Annotated in this window: 12 protein-coding genes and 2 pseudogenes; 5 read left to right on the forward strand and 9 right to left on the reverse strand. The window is 63.0% G+C overall.

What is annotated here, in order from left to right; translation table 11 throughout:
- Window positions 1-192 precede the first annotated feature (192 nt).
- The 5 genes and pseudogenes from ARTB_RS12440 to ARTB_RS12460 form a co-directional block, all read left to right on the forward strand.
- Window positions 193-1,545 (forward strand): NAD(P)H-dependent oxidoreductase, encoded by a 1,353-nt coding sequence (locus tag ARTB_RS12440; protein WP_243180723.1) that lies wholly within the window; start codon window positions 193-195, stop codon window positions 1,543-1,545.
- Window positions 1,546-1,639: 94 nt separating this feature from the next.
- Window positions 1,640-2,671, forward strand: coding sequence for a DctP family TRAP transporter solute-binding subunit (locus tag ARTB_RS12445; RefSeq protein WP_243180725.1), 1,032 nt, complete (start codon window positions 1,640-1,642; stop codon window positions 2,669-2,671).
- An 80-nt stretch (window positions 2,672-2,751) separates the two neighbouring features.
- Window positions 2,752-4,671, forward strand: a complete 1,920-nt coding sequence (locus ARTB_RS12450; protein WP_243180730.1) for a TRAP transporter large permease — start codon at window positions 2,752-2,754, stop codon at window positions 4,669-4,671.
- Between the two features lie 17 nt (window positions 4,672-4,688).
- Window positions 4,689-5,579, forward strand: coding sequence for an NAD(P)-dependent oxidoreductase (locus ARTB_RS12455; protein ID WP_243180733.1), 891 nt, complete (start codon window positions 4,689-4,691; stop codon window positions 5,577-5,579).
- Between the two features lie 218 nt (window positions 5,580-5,797).
- Window positions 5,798-5,975: pseudogene (locus ARTB_RS12460) on the forward strand (carbohydrate kinase); the annotation flags it as partial.
- A gap of 331 nt (window positions 5,976-6,306) precedes the next feature.
- On the opposite strand, the pseudogene ARTB_RS12465 reads toward ARTB_RS12460, so the two are convergent.
- From ARTB_RS12465 to ARTB_RS12505, 9 genes and pseudogenes are all read right to left on the reverse strand, one after another.
- Window positions 6,307-7,304 (reverse strand): annotated as a pseudogene (locus tag ARTB_RS12465) (aldo/keto reductase family protein).
- Window positions 7,305-7,376: 72 nt separating this feature from the next.
- Complete coding sequence (locus tag ARTB_RS12470) at window positions 7,377-8,882, reverse strand: glycoside hydrolase family 32 protein (RefSeq protein WP_243180735.1); 1,506 nt, start codon at window positions 8,880-8,882, stop codon at window positions 7,377-7,379.
- A 101-nt stretch (window positions 8,883-8,983) separates the two neighbouring features.
- A complete protein-coding gene (locus ARTB_RS12475; protein WP_439954123.1) occupies window positions 8,984-9,904 on the reverse strand; it encodes a carbohydrate kinase family protein in 921 nt (306 codons plus the stop codon).
- Window positions 9,905-9,994: 90 nt separating this feature from the next.
- Window positions 9,995-10,945 (reverse strand): ATP-binding cassette domain-containing protein, encoded by a 951-nt coding sequence (locus ARTB_RS12480; RefSeq protein WP_243180737.1) that lies wholly within the window; start codon window positions 10,943-10,945, stop codon window positions 9,995-9,997.
- On the reverse strand, window positions 10,942-11,979 hold the full coding sequence (locus ARTB_RS12485) for an ABC transporter ATP-binding protein (protein WP_243180738.1): 1,038 nt from the start codon (window positions 11,977-11,979) through the stop codon (window positions 10,942-10,944). Before ARTB_RS12485 ends, ARTB_RS12480 begins: the two co-directional genes overlap by 4 nt.
- Before the next feature lie 3 nt (window positions 11,980-11,982).
- Window positions 11,983-12,921 carry an ABC transporter permease gene (locus ARTB_RS12490; protein WP_243180740.1) on the reverse strand — a complete coding sequence of 313 codons (939 nt, stop codon included), beginning with the start codon at window positions 12,919-12,921 and terminating at the stop codon, window positions 11,983-11,985.
- 13 nt (window positions 12,922-12,934) lie between these two features.
- Complete coding sequence (locus tag ARTB_RS12495; RefSeq protein WP_243180747.1) at window positions 12,935-13,912, reverse strand: ABC transporter permease; 978 nt, start codon at window positions 13,910-13,912, stop codon at window positions 12,935-12,937.
- A 139-nt stretch (window positions 13,913-14,051) separates the two neighbouring features.
- Window positions 14,052-15,728 carry an ABC transporter substrate-binding protein gene (locus ARTB_RS12500; protein WP_243180755.1) on the reverse strand — a complete coding sequence of 559 codons (1,677 nt, stop codon included), beginning with the start codon at window positions 15,726-15,728 and terminating at the stop codon, window positions 14,052-14,054.
- A 55-nt stretch (window positions 15,729-15,783) separates the two neighbouring features.
- On the reverse strand, window positions 15,784-16,824 hold the full coding sequence (locus tag ARTB_RS12505) for a LacI family DNA-binding transcriptional regulator (RefSeq protein ID WP_243180757.1): 1,041 nt from the start codon (window positions 16,822-16,824) through the stop codon (window positions 15,784-15,786).
- Window positions 16,825-16,914: the final 90 nt, after the last annotated feature.

Consider the following 16,914-nt stretch of genomic DNA (forward strand, 5'->3'; position numbering starts at 1 on the left):
TCTGCCCTGGGATGCGTGCCTGAGGAACCTTCGATTGCGTTCCGGTGTGACCGTTGACACAGCCTAACACCAAATGGTACAAAAGTGGAACCGGTTCCACTCCGGTCCCAAAAACTCCCGTTGTGACGAAGAAGTTGCTCGCCTCTAAGGTGGCGGCCTCTCCGACGCGATATGTCAACCAGAGAGATCCCCATGAACCTGCACAAACTTCTTAGCGACCGCGAGCAAGAAGGCCGCCCCATCCGCGTTGGCCTCATCGGCGCGGGCCGCTACGGCACCATGTACCTGGCCCAGGCCAACAACATCCCCGGCATCCACGTCGTCGCCATCGCGGACATCAACGTCAAACGCGCGGAAGGCGCCTTCGCACTCGTCGGCTGGCCCACGGACCAGATCGCTCCGGACATCGCCACCGCCCTCAGGGAACGCTCCACGACGATCGTGGCCAACGCGGACGAGCTCTTTGATGTCGACATCGACGTCATCGTGGAAGCGACGGGCAACCCCATTGTGGGTGTGAAGCATGCACTGCGTGCCATTGAAACGAAGAAGCACATCATCATGGTCACCGTTGAGGCCGACGCCCTGGCAGGTCCCGCCCTGGCCAAGCGTGCGGAAGCCGCCGGTGTTGTCTACTCGATGGCTTATGGCGACCAGCCGGCCCTCATCATGGAACTCGTGGACTGGGCACGCACCAGTGGTTTCGACGTTGTCTGTGCCGGCAAGGGCGCGAAGTACCTTGAGCACTATCACGAGATGAACCCGGACAACGTCTGGGAGAACTGGGAGTTCTCCAAGGAACTCACCGACTCGGGGCAGCTGAACCCCAACATGCACACCTCGTTCCGTGACGGCACGAAGGCTTCCATCGAGATGGCCGCCGTCGCCAACGGCGCCGGACTGGTACCTTCTGACGCCGGGCTGTCGTTCACACCGGGGGATGTCGAGGAAATCGCCACGATCTGCCGGCCCGCCGACGTCGGGGGAGCCCTCGCCCACGAAGGCACGGTCGACGTCATGTCCAGCGTCAACCGCGACGGTTCCTGGATCCCTCACAACACCCAGGAAGGCGTCTTCGTCGTCGTCAAGGCCACGAACGACTACGTTTCCGGCTGCTTCAACGAGTACCCGTGGCACCCGGACCCCACCGGCCAGTACGCCGCCCTGTACCGCCCGTACCACTACGTGGGCCTGGAGCTGAACGTCTCCATCGCCAACGCCGCCCTCCGGGGGATCTCCACCGGCTCGCCCGTCGGTTTCTTCGGTGACGTCGTCGCGACGGCCAAGAAGGACCTCAAAGCCGGTGAATTCCTCGACGGCGAAGGCGGATACACGGTCTGGGGCAAGCTCGTGTCGGCCAGGCACTCAGTCGCAACCGGGGCCCTCCCGGTGGCGCTGGCCCACCACGTGGAACTGCGCAACGACGTCGCCAAGGGCGAGATCGTCGGCTGGGACGACGTCATTATCGACGACTCCCTGGCCCAGGCCCTTGAACTGCGCCGCGAAACCGAAGCACTCGTGACGGAACCCGCCCTCAGCGCCTAACGCTCCCCGCACTAAACCGGGCGCGGCCATGAACTTCATTCGATGTCGTTCACGCCTCCGGAACCAGACTCCTTCCAACGAAGAAAGGCATCACATGAAATCCAAAACCCGCGCCCTCACCGGTGTGCTGGCCTGCACCCTGGCCGCCACGCTCCTCGCCGGTTGCGCCTCCGGAGCGCCCGGCTCCTCCGGCGGCGCACCGGCGAAAATCCAGCTTTCCATTCCGGATCCGCTCACCTCGTCCGTGGGCGTTTCCGCCCAACACTTCGCCGATGAAGTCAAGAAATCCTCCAACGGGTCGGTGATTGTCACGGTGGTTCCGAACGGAACGAGCTTCAGCGGGGACCAGAACGCCGCCGTCACCCGTCTGCAGGGCGGCTCACTCGATGCCCTCATCCTCTCGACCTCCGTGTACGCCTCCGTGGTGCCGGAAATGAACGGCATCAGCATCCCCTACCTCTTCAAGGACACCACCGAGGAAGCTGCGTTCCTGGCAGGAAAGCCGGGCCAGGTGCTGAAGGAAAAGCTCGCATCCAAGGACACCGTAGCGTTGTCCTTCCTCACCCGGACCGGCCGCGAGATCACCAACTCGGTGCGCCCCATAGAGGAGCCTGCGGACCTCAAGGGCCTCAAGATCCGTGTCCCCGGCAACCCGCTCTGGACCGACTTCTTCGGGAAGCTGGGAGCAAGCCCGACCACCATGGCCTTCTCCGAGGTCTTCACGGGCCTGCAGACCGGAACGATTAACGGCCAGGAAAACCCGATCGAGGTGCCGTGGACCAATAAGTTCTCCGAGGTGCAGAAATATGTGTCACTGACCAACCACATCAACGACGCATGGGTGCTCGCCCTGTCGTCGAAGAAGTGGGAAGGACTTTCCGAGGCCCAGAAGAAAGCCCTCACCGACGCGTCGGCCGAAACGGCAACGTTCAAGACCGGCTACGACGAAGAGCAGTCCAAGAAGCAGCTGGATGAACTCGCTGCCAAGGGCATGGCGGTCAACGAGCTCAGCGCCGCCGGCCTGGAGGAATTCAAGGCCACGTCCAAGAGCCTCTACCCGCAGTTCTCCCAGCTGATTGGCAAGGAGTTCTTCGACGAGGCCATCGCTTTCACGGCCTCCAAGTAACCCCGCACGGGGCCGGGGCGCCAGCGGCGCCCCGGCCCTCCCACCACGTCCCGCTCTCAACGTCGACAGTCTGGAAGAACATGAAACACACGCTCGCTCCCGAGGAACTCGAGGAGGTCATTCCGTCCGACGCGGAAGAAATCCTGCACCACGGTCACGTCCCGCCAGGCTGGAGCGGCGCCGTCTGGCTCGACAAGGTCCTCGAATGGACCGTGGGCGCGGCGATCCTCGCCGAACTCGTCGTCATCCTGCTGAACATTGCGGTCAGGGTCGCCACGGGTGATTCAGTGCTCTGGACCCAGGAAGTGTCAGAAATCGCGCTCCTGACCATCGCCTTCATCGGCGGAGCCATCGCCTACCCCAAGGGTGCGCACATGTCGGTCCAGGCCCTCATCATGCGCCTGCCCGCAACATGGAAGCCCTACCTGGCCGCCCTGGTCGACTGGCTCGTCTTTGTCATGAGCGCAGGCGCATTTGCTCTCTTCGTGCCGACCCTGGCCCAGCAGATCGAAGAAAAGACGCCCATCCTGCAACTGCCCGTCTTCTGGGTCTCGATGCCATTCTCCGTCGGCATGGTGCTCATCGCATGGTTCGCCCTCGTCAAACTCCGGCGGCAGGAACGCCGGCCCGTCCTGACCGCCGCCGGCATCGCCGCGGCGATGGTCGCCGTCGTCATGCTTGCCCCGCCCCTGTTCTACTACGCGTCCCCTAACGTCCTCCTGGGCGTGGTGCTCGCGGTGCTGTTCCTGTTGCTCTTCCTTGGCCTCCCCATCGCCTTCGTCCTGGCCCTGGCCTCGGGGATCTACCTCTACCTGGGCGGCATTTCCGATGTCAGCGCCATCCCGATCGGCATGGCCTCGGGCGCCAAGGGGTTCGTGCTCCTGGCCATCCCGTTCTTCATCCTCGCCGGCACGGTTATGAACTCTGCCGGCCTCACCCTGCCCCTGGCCAAGCTCGTCGACGCCCTCATCGGCCACCTGCGCGGCGGTCTTCTGCAGGTGGTGGTGGTCACCATGTACATCTTCTCCGGCATTTCCGGATCCAAGGTTGCCGACGTCGCGGCCGTGGGCACCACCATGCGAGGCATGCTCGAAGAGCGCAAATACCCGCGCGGCGAGGTGGTGGCGGTCCTGTCGGCCTCGGCCATCATGGGTGAAACCATCCCGCCGAGCATCGTGCTGCTGATCCTCGGCTCCATCACGACCATCTCGACCACCACCCTGTTCCTGGCCGGCTTCGTTCCGGCGGCGTTCCTAGCCCTTGTCGTCATGGCGCTCGTCTTCCTGAGGGCCCGCAAGCAGGGCGGTGTCGCCAGCCCCAAGGCCACCTGGCGGACCCGCGGTTCGGCAACCTTCTTCGCCCTGCCCACCCTCCTCCTGCCGGTCGGCATGGTGGTGGGCATCATGAGCGGCTTCGCGACCCCGACGGAAGTCTCCTCGGTGGCCGTCGCCTACGCGTTCGTGCTGGCCGCCGCCTACCGGCGGGGCAGCAAGAAACTCCTCGGTGACACCCTGCGCGAAACGACGACGACGGCGGGCATGGTGCTCTTCATCATCGCCGCAGCCTCGCCTCTGGCCCAGACCCTCGCCCTCGCCGGCGTCTCGCAGCAGATCCACGACCTGATGTCCGGACTCGGAGACTCCCCGATCCTGTTCATGCTCTTCACCATCGTCCTGCTCATCATCATGGGCCAGCTGCTCGAGGGCCTGCCCGCCGTGCTCATCTTCGCCCCGCTGCTGCTGCCGATCGCCACCGACTTCGGCGTCAACCCGGTGCAGTACGCCATGGTGCTCATCATCGCCATGGGTATCGGCTCCTTCGCACCCCCGGCCGGCGTCGGCTTCTACGTCGCCTGCGCCACCGCCCGCGAAACCGTGGAAAACAGCCTGAAGCACTTCTGGCCGTACCTGATAGCAGTATTCATCGGGCTCCTCGTCCTGGCCGCGGTTCCCTGGTTCAGCACCTTCCTCCCCGCCCTGGCCGGGCTCATCCCCTTCTAACCAGGAGACAGCGAACAATGGAAGCTTCTTACGACGGACTGCCCGTATCAGTGTCGTTGCTGGGGACAGGTCCCATGGGCGCCCCGATCGCCCGCAACATCATCGCCGGCGGCGTGCCCCTGACCCTGTGGAACCGCACGCCGGAAAAGGCCCACGCGGTTGGCGGCGGCACGGTCGTGGCCTCCGCGGCCGGTGCCGCCAGCGAGGTTGTGCTAACCGTGTTGCCCGACCTGCCTCAGGTTGCGGCCCTGCTTCCCGGTGAGGACGGCCTGCTGGCGGGATGGAAGGCCGCCGGCATAGAGCGTCCGATCCTCGTGATTCACGGGACGGTGTCACCGGTGGCGGTAGCGGAGTTCGCCGACGACTGCTTGCGGACCCACGGGGTGACCGTCATCGACGCGCCGCTCAGCGGCGGCACGATCGGTGCGGAGGAGGGTCGGCTGAGCATCATGGTGGGCGGCCCCCGCGGCGCAGTGGACCGCATCACGCCGGTGTTCGAACTGTACGCCTCGACGCTCGTGTGGTTCGGCGAGACCGGTGCGGGCTCGACCGTGAAGGCATGCAACCAGATCGTTGTGGCTGCCACTGTAACGGCCCTTGCCGAGGCGATGGCCCTAGCAAGCACCACCGGTTTGGACCTCGAGAAAGTGCAGTCCGTGCTTTCCGGCGGTCTCGCAAATTCGGAAGTGCTGGCGCAAAAGGGACAGAGATGGATTGACGCCGACTTTGAGGGAGGTGGATCAGCCAAGAACCAGCTCAAGGACCTCAGATTCATCACCGAGACTGCCGGGCGTAAAGGACTGAAGCTTCCATTAGCCACGTGCCTCGAAGGCGCGTTCGAAAACATGATCGAAGCCGGCGACGGCGACATGGACCATACGGGTATCTACCGGACCATCCTCACTTAGCCTGCAAACCGGGAGCCCAGGCTATTCCCTTGATAAGCCTCTTGTTCAAGGGGCAGGCGGGGGCGTACCCATGGGGACGCTGGAGCCGACCAAATGGGTGTGCCCATGAGGCCAATGGTGCCGCTGAAGGCCATACGAAAGAATGGCAGGGCCAGCCCCCGACATAAAGGGCAGCCGGTACCGGTCTCCCCAGGTGGCCGGGACTTTTGATCGTAGGACTGATTCTGGGCTTTCTCACCCGAGGAACCGAAATGCTTCGCCCCAGCTGTCCTGGAGCAGTTCGGACACACCGCAGCTGCAGCCGCAGCCATTACCGTCCAGCGCCCGGGAGCGAACCCCCCAACCCTGGAAGAATTCAATATGGCAATCGGAGCCCTCCCGGGCGTGTCCGTATAGCGGTGGGTCCGGAGCGGATCTTGACGTGTAGCGGACGATGAAGGCCACCGCAGAGCCCGCAGCCGGTGATGCCACTCGGCCATCCCCCAATGACCTGGGAAGTCCGCTAAATAGTGTCCTTTGATGGCCTGGGCCGAACACCTCAGCGAAGTGCGCCGCGATTTCCCGGCCGTGAGAGCCTTTCGGACTCAGCGACAATTGGGATCTCGCCCGGCCCGATATCAGTCATCACGGTTTTGGAGCGGTCGCGGTTGCCGGATTTTCCCGGCGCGGGCTGACACATCGTGTTTGCCGTAACCGATGTGCTCGTCCGTCACAGCTACCCGCGATGTCATGGGCGGGCCGGGAATGACTCCACTTTTGCGGGGTCACGTTCAATGACCGGGTCCAAGACTTCGTCGACCTGTGCCAGCAGGGCGGGGGCCAGTTTCACTCCGGCTGCGGTTGCGGTGTCTTTGAGCTGGTCCGGGCGTGAGGCTCCGACGATGGCTGCTGAGACGTTGGGGTTTTGCAGTACCCAGGCGACGGCGAGTGCGGGCATGGAAAGGCCGGCGTCAGCGGCGAGCGGTTTGAGCTGCTGGATGCGGCTGAGGATGTCTTCGGTCAGGTAGCGGTTGTCTGACTTGATCTTGCCGTTCTCGCCTGTGAAGCGGGATGCTGCCGGGGCCTCTTGGCCGGGAACGTATTTTCCGGTCAGGACGCCTTGGGCCATGGGTGACCAGCAGATCTGTCCCAGGCCCAGCTCCTCGCAGGTGGGGACGACTTTCTTTTCGATGACCCGCCAGAGCAGGGAGTACTGGGGCTGGTTGGAGATCAGGTGGATGCCCAGTTCCCGGGCGAGGGCGGCGCCGGCGCGGATTTCGTCCACAGTCCATTCGGAGACGCCGATATACAGGGCTTTTCCTTGCCTGACGACGTCGGCGAAGGCCTGCATCGTCTCTTCCAGCGGCGTCTCGTAGTCATAGCGATGGGCCTGGTAGAGGTCCACGTAGTCGGTCTGCAGCCGCTTCAGGGAGCCGTTGATGGATTCCATGATGTGCTTGCGCGACAGCCCGCGGTCGTTCCGGCCCTCGCCGGTGGGGAAGTAGACCTTGGTGAAGATCTCGACGTTTTCGCGCCGCACACCGGCTAGCGCTTCACCGAGGGTGTGTTCCGCGCGGGTGCCGGCGTAGGCATCGGCGGTGTCGAACGTGGTAATGCCCAGGTCCAGCGCCTCCCGGACGCAGGCCGTGGCCTCGTCCTGGTCGATCTGCTCACCGTGGGTGACCCAGTTCCGTAGGCCAGTTCGCTGATGTACATCCCGGATGAACCAAGTTTGCGGTATTCCATGCTGGGGTGCCTTCCATATCTTGTTGCTAAGACCGTATTCCGGCGTGCGGCTGCGTCGTGTGGGATGCCGGCCTATACCAGGGGCGTGATCCTCAGGCTCTCGACTGTGGCCGAGCCGCCGCGGGCGTAAATGGAGACTCGGGTGCTTGTTTCGTCCGGGAAGATCAGGTCCGTAAGCACGAGTTCGCCGTGTTGGGCGAAGACCTCAACGGAGCAGTGGTCGACGTAGATCTTCAGGCCGTATCGGCCGTCCCGGGCGCTGATGGGGGCGGTATCGACGGAGGCGAATCCATCGTGGAAGCCGGTGTCGCCGGAGGCGGTCCGGTCGAGGATGAGTCGGCCCTGGGCGGGGTTGATGCTGATTCGGGTTCCTTCCGTGCCGCTCCCTCGAACGATGAGGCCGAATTCTTCGGCCGTCCCAGGCGTGAACTCGGCTTCGATGAGCTGAACCGTGCCCGTGGCGGCTGGGAGCGGGCGCGTTTCCTCTGCCAGATGGATGGGGCCGTCCTGAACTGCCGGCGCCTGATTGGGGCATACGGCTTCCTCGACGACGTTCTGGATTAGTCTGGTGCGGCCGCCAACGGTGGCCAGGGAGAGTTCCCGGGGCAGAGACATGGGGCTCCGCCAGGGTGAAGTCGGGATCTGATTGGCGTAGTCCCAGTTGTTCATCCAGCCGACCATGATCCGCCTGCCGTCGGGGGCGTCGCTGAAGGAGACGGCGGCATAATAGTCCCGTCCCCAGTCCAGCCAGTTGTACTCCTGTAGGCGGTCGGGGTCCTGCTCCCCGCTGGTGATGGTGGAGTCGGAGATGAATTGGACGCCATCGAAGTCTCCTGTGAAGTATTGCCCGGCTGAACCGCCGTTCGGGCCGCCGGGGTTCAGATTCACCGTCAGAACCCACTTCAGCTCCAGTGGATTGCCGTCCACCGGCAAAGCGAACAGGTCCGGGCACTCCCAGATTCCGCCGGTGGCGTTGGCGGGGCCGAAATCACTGAGGTGTTCCCACGTTTTCAGGTCTTCGGACTTGTAGAGGACTACTTTGTAGTCGTGGGCTTCGACGGCCGCCATTACCCAGTAGGAGCCGGCCCCGCCGTCGTAGCGGAAAACCTTGGGGTCACGGAAGTTGGCCGAGTTGCGGCTGAGTACGGGATTGCCAGCGTATTTTTTCCAGGTGAAGCCGCCGTCCAGACTGTAGGCCAGTGATTGCGCCTGGACGCCGTGCAGCGGAGAAGGCGCCTTGTAGGCGCTGGTGTAAATGGCCACCAGCGGTGGCGCCAATTCGGTGCCGAGTCCGCTGCTGTTTTGGCTGTCGAATACGATGCTGCCGGAGAAGATGTCCTCCCGCTCGTCGCAGGCAATCGCGACAGGCTGTTCGGTCCAGTCGGTGAGGTTCTCCGACGTCGCGTGGCCCCAGGACATGTTTCCCCAGGTGTCTCCAAACGGGTTGTTTTGGTAGTAGAGGTGGTAGAGGCCCTGATGGTAGATCAGTCCGTTGGGATCATTGAGCCAGGTGTTTCGGGCTGTGTAATGCAGGGCGGGCCGGAAGGCTTCCGGGTGTGTGGTGGTCACGGCCGTCATGGGAGGTGCACTCGTTTCAGGTTCGGAATGGGGCAAGGAAAGGGCCAGGATCTGACGGTGATCGTCAGATTGGCCGCGGTGTTGAAGACGGAAAGTGGTGGTCAGCTGACCAGGGCTTGCATTTCAGCCAAGGAGGGCAGGTCCGCCCCTGGACGGCCGACAGTTATGGCGGCTGCCATGGATGCCATGCGGGCGATCTTTTCAAGAACGGGCGGAGCCAGGCCCTCGCCTCCTCGGGTCAGCAGCCCCAGAATGAGGGCCGCCATGTAGGCATCTCCTGCCCCGATGGTGTCCGCGACAACGGTTTCCACGGAGGGGACACTGATTTCTGTGTCTGCGGTGAGCAGGAAGGATCCTTCTGATCCGCGGGTGACCACGACCAGGTCCGTGCCCAGTCCGCGTATGTGGCGGGCAGCCTCCTCCGGCGAATTGCGCGGATACAGCCATGCTGCGTCCTCGTCGCTGAGTTTCACGACGTCCGTGAGGGGAACGAGCTCTTCGAAGATGGTTCTGGCTTCGTGGTGGCTGCCGAGCAGTTCGGGTCGGATGTTCGGGTCATAGGTGACGGTGCTGGTTCCTGCGCAGTCCTGCAGGAGGGATTTCACCCCTGAGGCCCCCGGGGCGAGGAAGCTGGCGATCGACCCGGTGTGCAGGAGCGTGGGGAGGTACGCCGGGGCAACCGGTGGGAGGTCCCAGGCGAGGTCGAAAGTGTAGGTTGCGGACCCGTCGGCGGCCAGTGTTGCCGTGGCGGTCGATGTAGAGGCCGTGGACTGGCAGCCCGGAAGGATATAGACGCCTGCGCCGCTGAGATGGCTGCTGATGGCAACTCCCCGGCTATCGGTACCGATTGAGGTCAGGAACCCGGTTGAAACATCGAGACGGGCGAGTCCGTAGGCCACGTTGGCGGGGGAGCCCCCCGGGTGCTCGGTGGCGCCGTTCCCCGTGTGGACCACATCGATAAGTGCTTCGCCGACAACGATCACCTCGGGTAGGACGGACAGTGTGGCAGGGGGGTTCATCATGGATTCTTTCTGGGTTTTCGACAGCCAATGGAGCTGTGCGGGTCTGATTCCGCGGGGAAAGCGGCCTCTCGGACGGCGGATTTGGGGCCGTCAGTGGGCAGGGTCCGGTACTTTGAGCGCCCAATGGGATTTGCTCAGGGCGATCCGTTCGCCGGTGCCCCGGGGAGCGTTCCGCCCTGTGGCGTCCCTCTTCGGTGGGCGGACGGTCTGGGTTCTGCGGGCGTCGGGTACGGCGGAGAGCAGCAACTGTGTGTACGGGTGATGAGGGGCGGCCATCAGCTCGATGCTCTCGCCACCCTCGACCAGGTCCCCGGCGCACATCACCATGGTTGTGTCCGCGATGTAGCGTGCGGAGGCGAGGTCGTGGGTGATGTAAAGCATGGACACGCCCCGTTCATCACGGAGTTTGCGCATCAGATTGAGAATTCCGATGCGGACCGAGACGTCGAGCATCGAGGTGGGTTCGTCGGCCAGTATGATTTCCGGTTCCACGGCCAGGGCTCTGGCGATGGCGACGCGCTGCCGCTGTCCGCCGGACAGCTGATGGGGGTATCGGTCCAGCATCTGCTCGCCCAGACCGACTGTTGCCATTAGTTCACACAGCTTGAGTTTGAGGGCACGCGGGCTGTCGTTTTCTCCGTGAAGCTGCAGGGGACGCGTCAGGAAGTGCTCGATGCGGTGTGCCGGGTTGAGGGATCCGAAGGGGTCCTGGAAGACCATCTGGACCTTGCTGCGGTATCTCATTGACGCCCGGCGGCGTTCGGTGGCAAATATGTCTTGTCCGTCGAGGATGAGCTGGCCGCCTGTGGGCTGCTCGAGGCGGGCGAGGATCCGGGCGATGGTGCTCTTTCCGCTGCCGGATTCCCCGACGAGTGCCACAATCTCGCCGCGGTTGATGTCGAAGGAGACGTCGTTGACCGCACGTACGGTCGAACGGAACGGGAAACTTCCAAGCTGATAGTCCTTGCTCAGGTTGCGTACCTGAACCAGGGGCGCGGTCGCCGCTCCTGGGAGGGATGAGGTGCTGTATGCGGGGCTCATCGGCGTGACCTTTCGCGGGGGACGACATATCCGGGTACGAGCAGACAGGCTGCCTCGTGGTTTTCGGCTCCTGGAAGGAGCGGGGGTTCGATGGTGCGGCAGGAGTCGATAGCAAGCGGGCACCGGGGGTGGAAGCGGCACCCGGTGGGGGGATGGGCCATGTTCGGCGGGGCGTCCGGGATACCAATCAGCTCCACTCTCGGTCCGGTCAGCGGAGGGAACGCTCCCATCAGTGCGTTCGTGTAAGGGTGAAGCGGGTTGTCCAGCATCGTCTTGGAGGGAGCGACCTCGACCAGCTTTCCTGCATACATCACAGCCATGCGGTGGGAGAGTTCGACCATGAGTGAGATGTCGTGGGTGATGAACAGAATGGAAAAACCCAGCTGCTGCTGAAGTTCTTTGATCTGGTGCATGATTTCCTGCTGGACGACCACGTCCAGGGCAGTGGTGGGTTCGTCCATGATGAGGAGAGAGGGTTTAAGCGCCAGCGCTATCGCGATCACTGCCCGCTGACGCATTCCGCCGGAGAGCTGGTGCGGGTAGGACTTGAGGCGGTCCGGGCTGATGTCGACAAGTTTCAGCAGCTCCACGGCGCGTTCGCGGGCGGCTTGCTTGGACATTTTTTCGTGCGTGGTGAAGACATCGACGATCTGATCTCCGATGGTCATGACGGGGTTCAGGGAGTTCATCGCGCTTTGGAAGACCATGGCCACGTCGCGCCAGCGGGTACGTCGCAGTTCTTCCTCGCCCAGGTCCAGGAGATTCCTTCCGGCGAGCTCGATGGAGCCCCCTGTGATTTTTGCCGGGGTCTGCAGGAGCCGCATGATCGCGTTTGCGATGGTCGACTTGCCGCAGCCTGATTCACCGGCGAGGCCGAACACTTCTCCGGCGCCGATGTCGAAGCTGACACCATCCACGGCGGTGACGTTTCCGCTTTCCGCCGTGTATTGGACCTGCAGGTTCTTCACGCTCAGCACGGGGCCGGCGGCGGCAGGACCGATGTTTCCCCGTTCCAGTTCAGTCAGGGTTTCCATCTGTCAGCCTTTCTTTTCCACGCGCAGGCGAGGGTTGGTGATTTCATCAACGGCGTAGTTGATCATGGCCAAGGCAAATGCGACGACGGCGATGGCGCCGCCGGAGGGCAGGAGCACCCACCAGTCGCCGGTCATGAGCGCGCCGTCGTTGTTTGCCCAATAGAGGTTGGTTCCCCAGCTGACGGACCCCGTGTCGCCGAGCCCCAGGAACTCCAGGCCTGCCTGGGCGCCGATGCCGTAGATGACGCAGCCCAGCAGGGTGCTCATCACGATGGAGGCCATGTTGGGCAGGATCTCCCGGAACATGATGCGCCATGCTTTCTCGCCGGTCACGACGGCCGAAGCGACGAAGTCCTTGCTGCGCAGGGACAGGGCCTGGGAGCGGAGGACCCGGGCGCTGCCTGCCCAGCCCGTGATGATCAGGACGATGACGACGGTGACGGGCCCCGGCGGCAGGAATGCGGCGAGAACCACGAGGAGCGGAAGCCCGGGGATGAGCAGGAATATGTTGGTCAGCAGCGAGAGCAGTTCGTCGATGGCTTTGCCGAAGTACGCGGAGGCTATGCCGACGAGGCAGCCGATGAAGGTCGCCGCCAGACCTACGGTGAATCCGACGGCCAATGAGCTTCGCGATCCCCACAGGGTGAGGGCGAGCACGTCCTGGCCTTTGGAAGTGGTTCCGAGCAGGTGGTCCGCGGATGGTGCCAGGGATGCTTCGGGGCCGAAGTCGGAGGGGTTCCCCGGTGCCAGGAGAGGGGCCAGCAGCGCCAGGAGGGCAAATAGCACCAGGATGGCCAGTCCGAAGAGGGCCTTCTTGTTCGTGAGGATGCCGTGGACGAATCCTCCATGAACCAGGCGTCCGGGGGAAGGAGGTTCAGGTATCTGAACGGTGGGGTTGCCGGCCGCGGTGATTGTGGCGGGTGTTGAGTCTGTAAGTGACATGGGGGACCTGTTTCTAGCTGACCCGGACCCGGGGGTCCAGCCGTACGTAAATGATGTCGACCAGGAAGTTAGCTGCCAGCACGGCGGCGGTAATGGTGAGGAAGATGCCTTGGGTCAGCGGGTAGTCCAGCGCCTGGACGGAGGTCAGAAGCTGGTAGCCGATGCCCGGGTACGCGAATACGGTTTCGGTGAGGAGAGCGCCGCCGACGACGAATCCAAGGGACATGCCGAACGACGTCACGGAGGGCAGCATGGCGTTGCGGGCCGCGTACTGGAACATGATCCGTGCCGGACGGAGTCCCTTGGCCCGGGCCATCGTGATGTAGTCCTCAGCGGTGGTGGCGATCATCGTGTTGCGCATCCCCAGCATCCAGCCGCCGATGGAGACCAGGACGATGGTCAGGGCCGGAAGGATGAGGTGAGTGGCTACGTCGCTGATGTATTCGAGGGAGAACGAGGGGCTGAGGCCTGTGGAGAAGGCATGGCTCAGGGGCAGCCAGCCCAGGGTTATCCCGAACAGATATAGAGCGGCCATGGCCAGCCAAAAATAGGGAAATGATCCGACAAAGATCAGCAACGGGGGAAAGACCGAATCCAGGAACTTTCCGCGACGCCACGCTGCCAGAATGCCGAGGAAATTGCCCAGAATGACGGCAATAACCAGGGAGGTGCCGCCCAGCAGGAGGGTCCACCCGATTTGTGATGCGATCACCTCCGAAACGGGGGAAGGGAACCGGGAGAGCGAGATGCCCATGTCCCCGCGGAAGATGTTGCCGATGTAGGCGAGGTACTGCTCCCACAGGGGCCGGTCGTCCAGGCCGAAGAGCCGCCGGAGCGCATCCACCTGGTCCGGGCGCATCTGAGACTGCACTTGGGAAAACATTCGGCTGACAGGGTCCCCGGGCATCAGCCTGGGGAGGAAGAAATTCAAGGTGATGCAGGCCCAGAAGGCGATGATGTAGAACCCCAGGCGGCGGAGGAGGAATACCATGATTCCGCTTCTTTCTTGATGATTGTTGCGCCGCCCGGGGATCGGTCCGGGTCCGGCAGGTGGTAACGGTGCAGGTGCCGTGTGTGCGGCGGCCATGGTGGCTGTCCGGGGCCGGTTGCCCCGAACAGCCACCAGATGGCTACTGCGCAGGCTTGAGTGAGGTCAGGACCAGCACTGTGGTGGCGGAGCGTGCCGAGAGAGTGGCATACGGGTTGTCGTTGCTCGGCCAGCCCGTGAATCGCTGATCGGTGTAGGCGCCCCACGCCGGGCCGGAGAACAGCGGGATCACCGGGGCTACGTCATTGAAGCGTGCCTCCAGGGAATTGACGAGGGTCTTCTGCGCTGCCGGCTCTGCCGTTGCCGCCAACTTGTCCAGGGTCGCGGTCGCTTCCGCGTCGCCAAAGCGGTGGTAGTTTTCATTGGCCTTTGCACCGACCGGCACAACGACCTTCTGTGACATTACGCCGCGGTAGAATTCGTACGGCGTCGCGCCGGCGTTGCTCCAGACGATGCCGCTGTCGAAGGATCCGTCAGTGTAGCCGGACACGACCTGGGACCAGTCCGGGGAGTTGACCTCGACTTTCACGCCAAGTTTTTCCATGTTTTTAGAGATGATCTGGCCGACGGAAAGCCAGTCCGAAGATGCCGATCCTACAGAGAACTTAAACTGGAACGGTTTGCCGTCCTTGAGGGTGCGAATGCCGTCAGTTCCCTTCTTGTAGCCGGCGTCATCGAGCATCTGGTTGGCTTTGTCGACATTCAGCTTGGTCCAGTCGCAATTCTCAACGATGCCCTGGTCGCGCCAGCTGGCGTAGGTGTCGCTGAGGCCGGTGCAGTCGGCCGGATGCGTGTAGCCTGACATGCCCAGGCTGTCGACCTGGTCGCGGTCCACGGCCATGCTGAGTGCTTTGCGGACGACCGGATCGTTAAAGGGAGCCTTCGTGGTGTTCAGCTGCCAGTTGATCGTGCCACCGGTGGTGGGGTACCAGAAGTGGCGGTGTGCCGGATCCTTGTCGATATAGGTTTTCTGGATGTTGGGGATGAACTGGTCGCTCCAGTCCACGTCGCCGTTCTGCAGGGCGAGGTTGGCCCCGGAGTTGCCGGCGAAGGCCAGCATTCTGATGCCGGTGAGCTGCTGCTTTTCCGGCTGCCAGTAGTTGGGGTTCTTATCCAGTTCAAATGACTGTGTCTGGAAATGGGAGACCTGTGTGTAGGGGCCGGTGCCCACCGGGTTGTCGTTGGTGGCTTTTGCCGGGTCCGCGATCTTGGACCAGACATGCTTAGGGGCGATGACCTGCTGGCCGACTTCGTAAAGTCCGGGGGAGTAGGCCTTGTTGAAATCGAAGCGCACTGTGTGGGCATCTACGGCCGAGACTTTGGCCAGATAGTCGAGTCCTCCCTGGATCTTCTTCTGGAGGTCAAAGGTGTACACGACGTCGTCGGCGGTCAGTGGCTGTCCGTCTGACCACTTAACGCCGTCGCGGAGCGTGAAGGTCACGCCCTTGCCGTCTTCGTCTGCTTTCCACGAAGCCCCGAGCCAGGGGACCGGTTCCCCCTTGACAGGGTTGACGATCAGCAGGGGTTCGAAGACCGACTGCTGCGTCATCGGCAGTGCGTTCGGGGAGAACGGATTGAAGTTGCTGGTGAACGTTGCGGTGTCTTCCCGGGGGATTGTCAGGAGCCCGTTGGAGGCGCTCCCACCCTTTGCTGTGCTTCCAGATGTGTTTCCGGCGCCGCAGCCGGTGAGGGCCAGGGCGCCGATCGCCAGTGTGGCCGCAACAACGGTCAGTGACCTTTTGGGGTGGATTTTGGGCATGAGGGAGCTCGTTTCGTCAGTGAAATGGAGTGGGGAGGTTAGCGGGGAATGGAAGTCAGGACGCCGCGACCGGCAGGCGCACAGATGTACGCTCCACCAGAGGGCACTCGACAATGCGTTGGAGCGGGGCCAGATCACGGTTCGCTGCCAGTTTGGCCAGCATCGCGACGCCGGTTGCCCCCATTTGCTGGAACGGCAGTGCAACTGTCGTCAGGCTGGGCCGCAAATAGTTGGCGATGACTTCCTGGTTGTCGAAGCCAACCACGGAGATATCGTCACCAATACGGAGCCCTCGTTCTTTGATGGCGTCGTAAGCGCCCATGGCCATGCGGTCAGTGGCGCAAAAGATCGCGGTAGGTGGCCGGCTGCCATCCAGGAGGGCGACTGCCGCGCGGTAGCCCTGGTCTGCCTCGCCGTCTTCGTTGATCACCAAGCTCTCATCCAGGCCGATGCCTGCCTGTTCAAGTGCTCGGACATAACCAGCCCGGCGGCCGATGGCGGCCGGAATGACGGGATCAAGGTTGATGAGCCCTATCCGGTCATGTCCGGCCCCGATAAGCCTCATCGTGGCAACATAGCCACCCTGAGCCTCATCCGGAATGACGGAATGCAGTTTTGTTGCTTCGTCAAAGCAGTGAACCAAGACCGTCGGCACCTCCTCCGCAACAGCAGGCAACCGCACACCCCTATGCCAGCTTGTGGCGTAGATCAGACCCTCGACACGGTGCTCGAGCATCGTCTCGATGGCCCGCCGGTCGGCGTCACTGCTGCCGTCGGTGCTGGCTATAAGAAGCGTCTTACCCTCCCGCGCGGCCTGTTCCTCGGCGCCGCGGACAATGTTGGCGGCATAAGGAGCGATCACGATTTCCGTGATCAGCCCGTAGAGCTTGGTCTGCTTGGAAGCCAACGCGCGGGCTCCCGCATTCGGGCGGTAGCCCAGTTCGCTCACAGCCTGGTGGACGCGGTCACGGGTTTCTTCTGGAATTCCGTTCCCCGTTCCACCATTAAGGACAAAGGAAACAGTCGTCCGGGAAACTCCGACATGGTTCGCGACATCCTGCATCGTCACTTTGGCCTGCCGTGGGTTCGTCTCCATTGACCGTCCGATGTCTAGTAATAGGGGTGAATATTGGATGAGAGTCTAGCCGCACCTACTGATGCGCGTTACTAACGCGCGTTAGTGGAT

Source organism: Arthrobacter humicola, assembly GCF_022803015.1.
Taxonomy (GTDB): domain Bacteria; phylum Actinomycetota; class Actinomycetes; order Actinomycetales; family Micrococcaceae; genus Arthrobacter; species Arthrobacter humicola_A.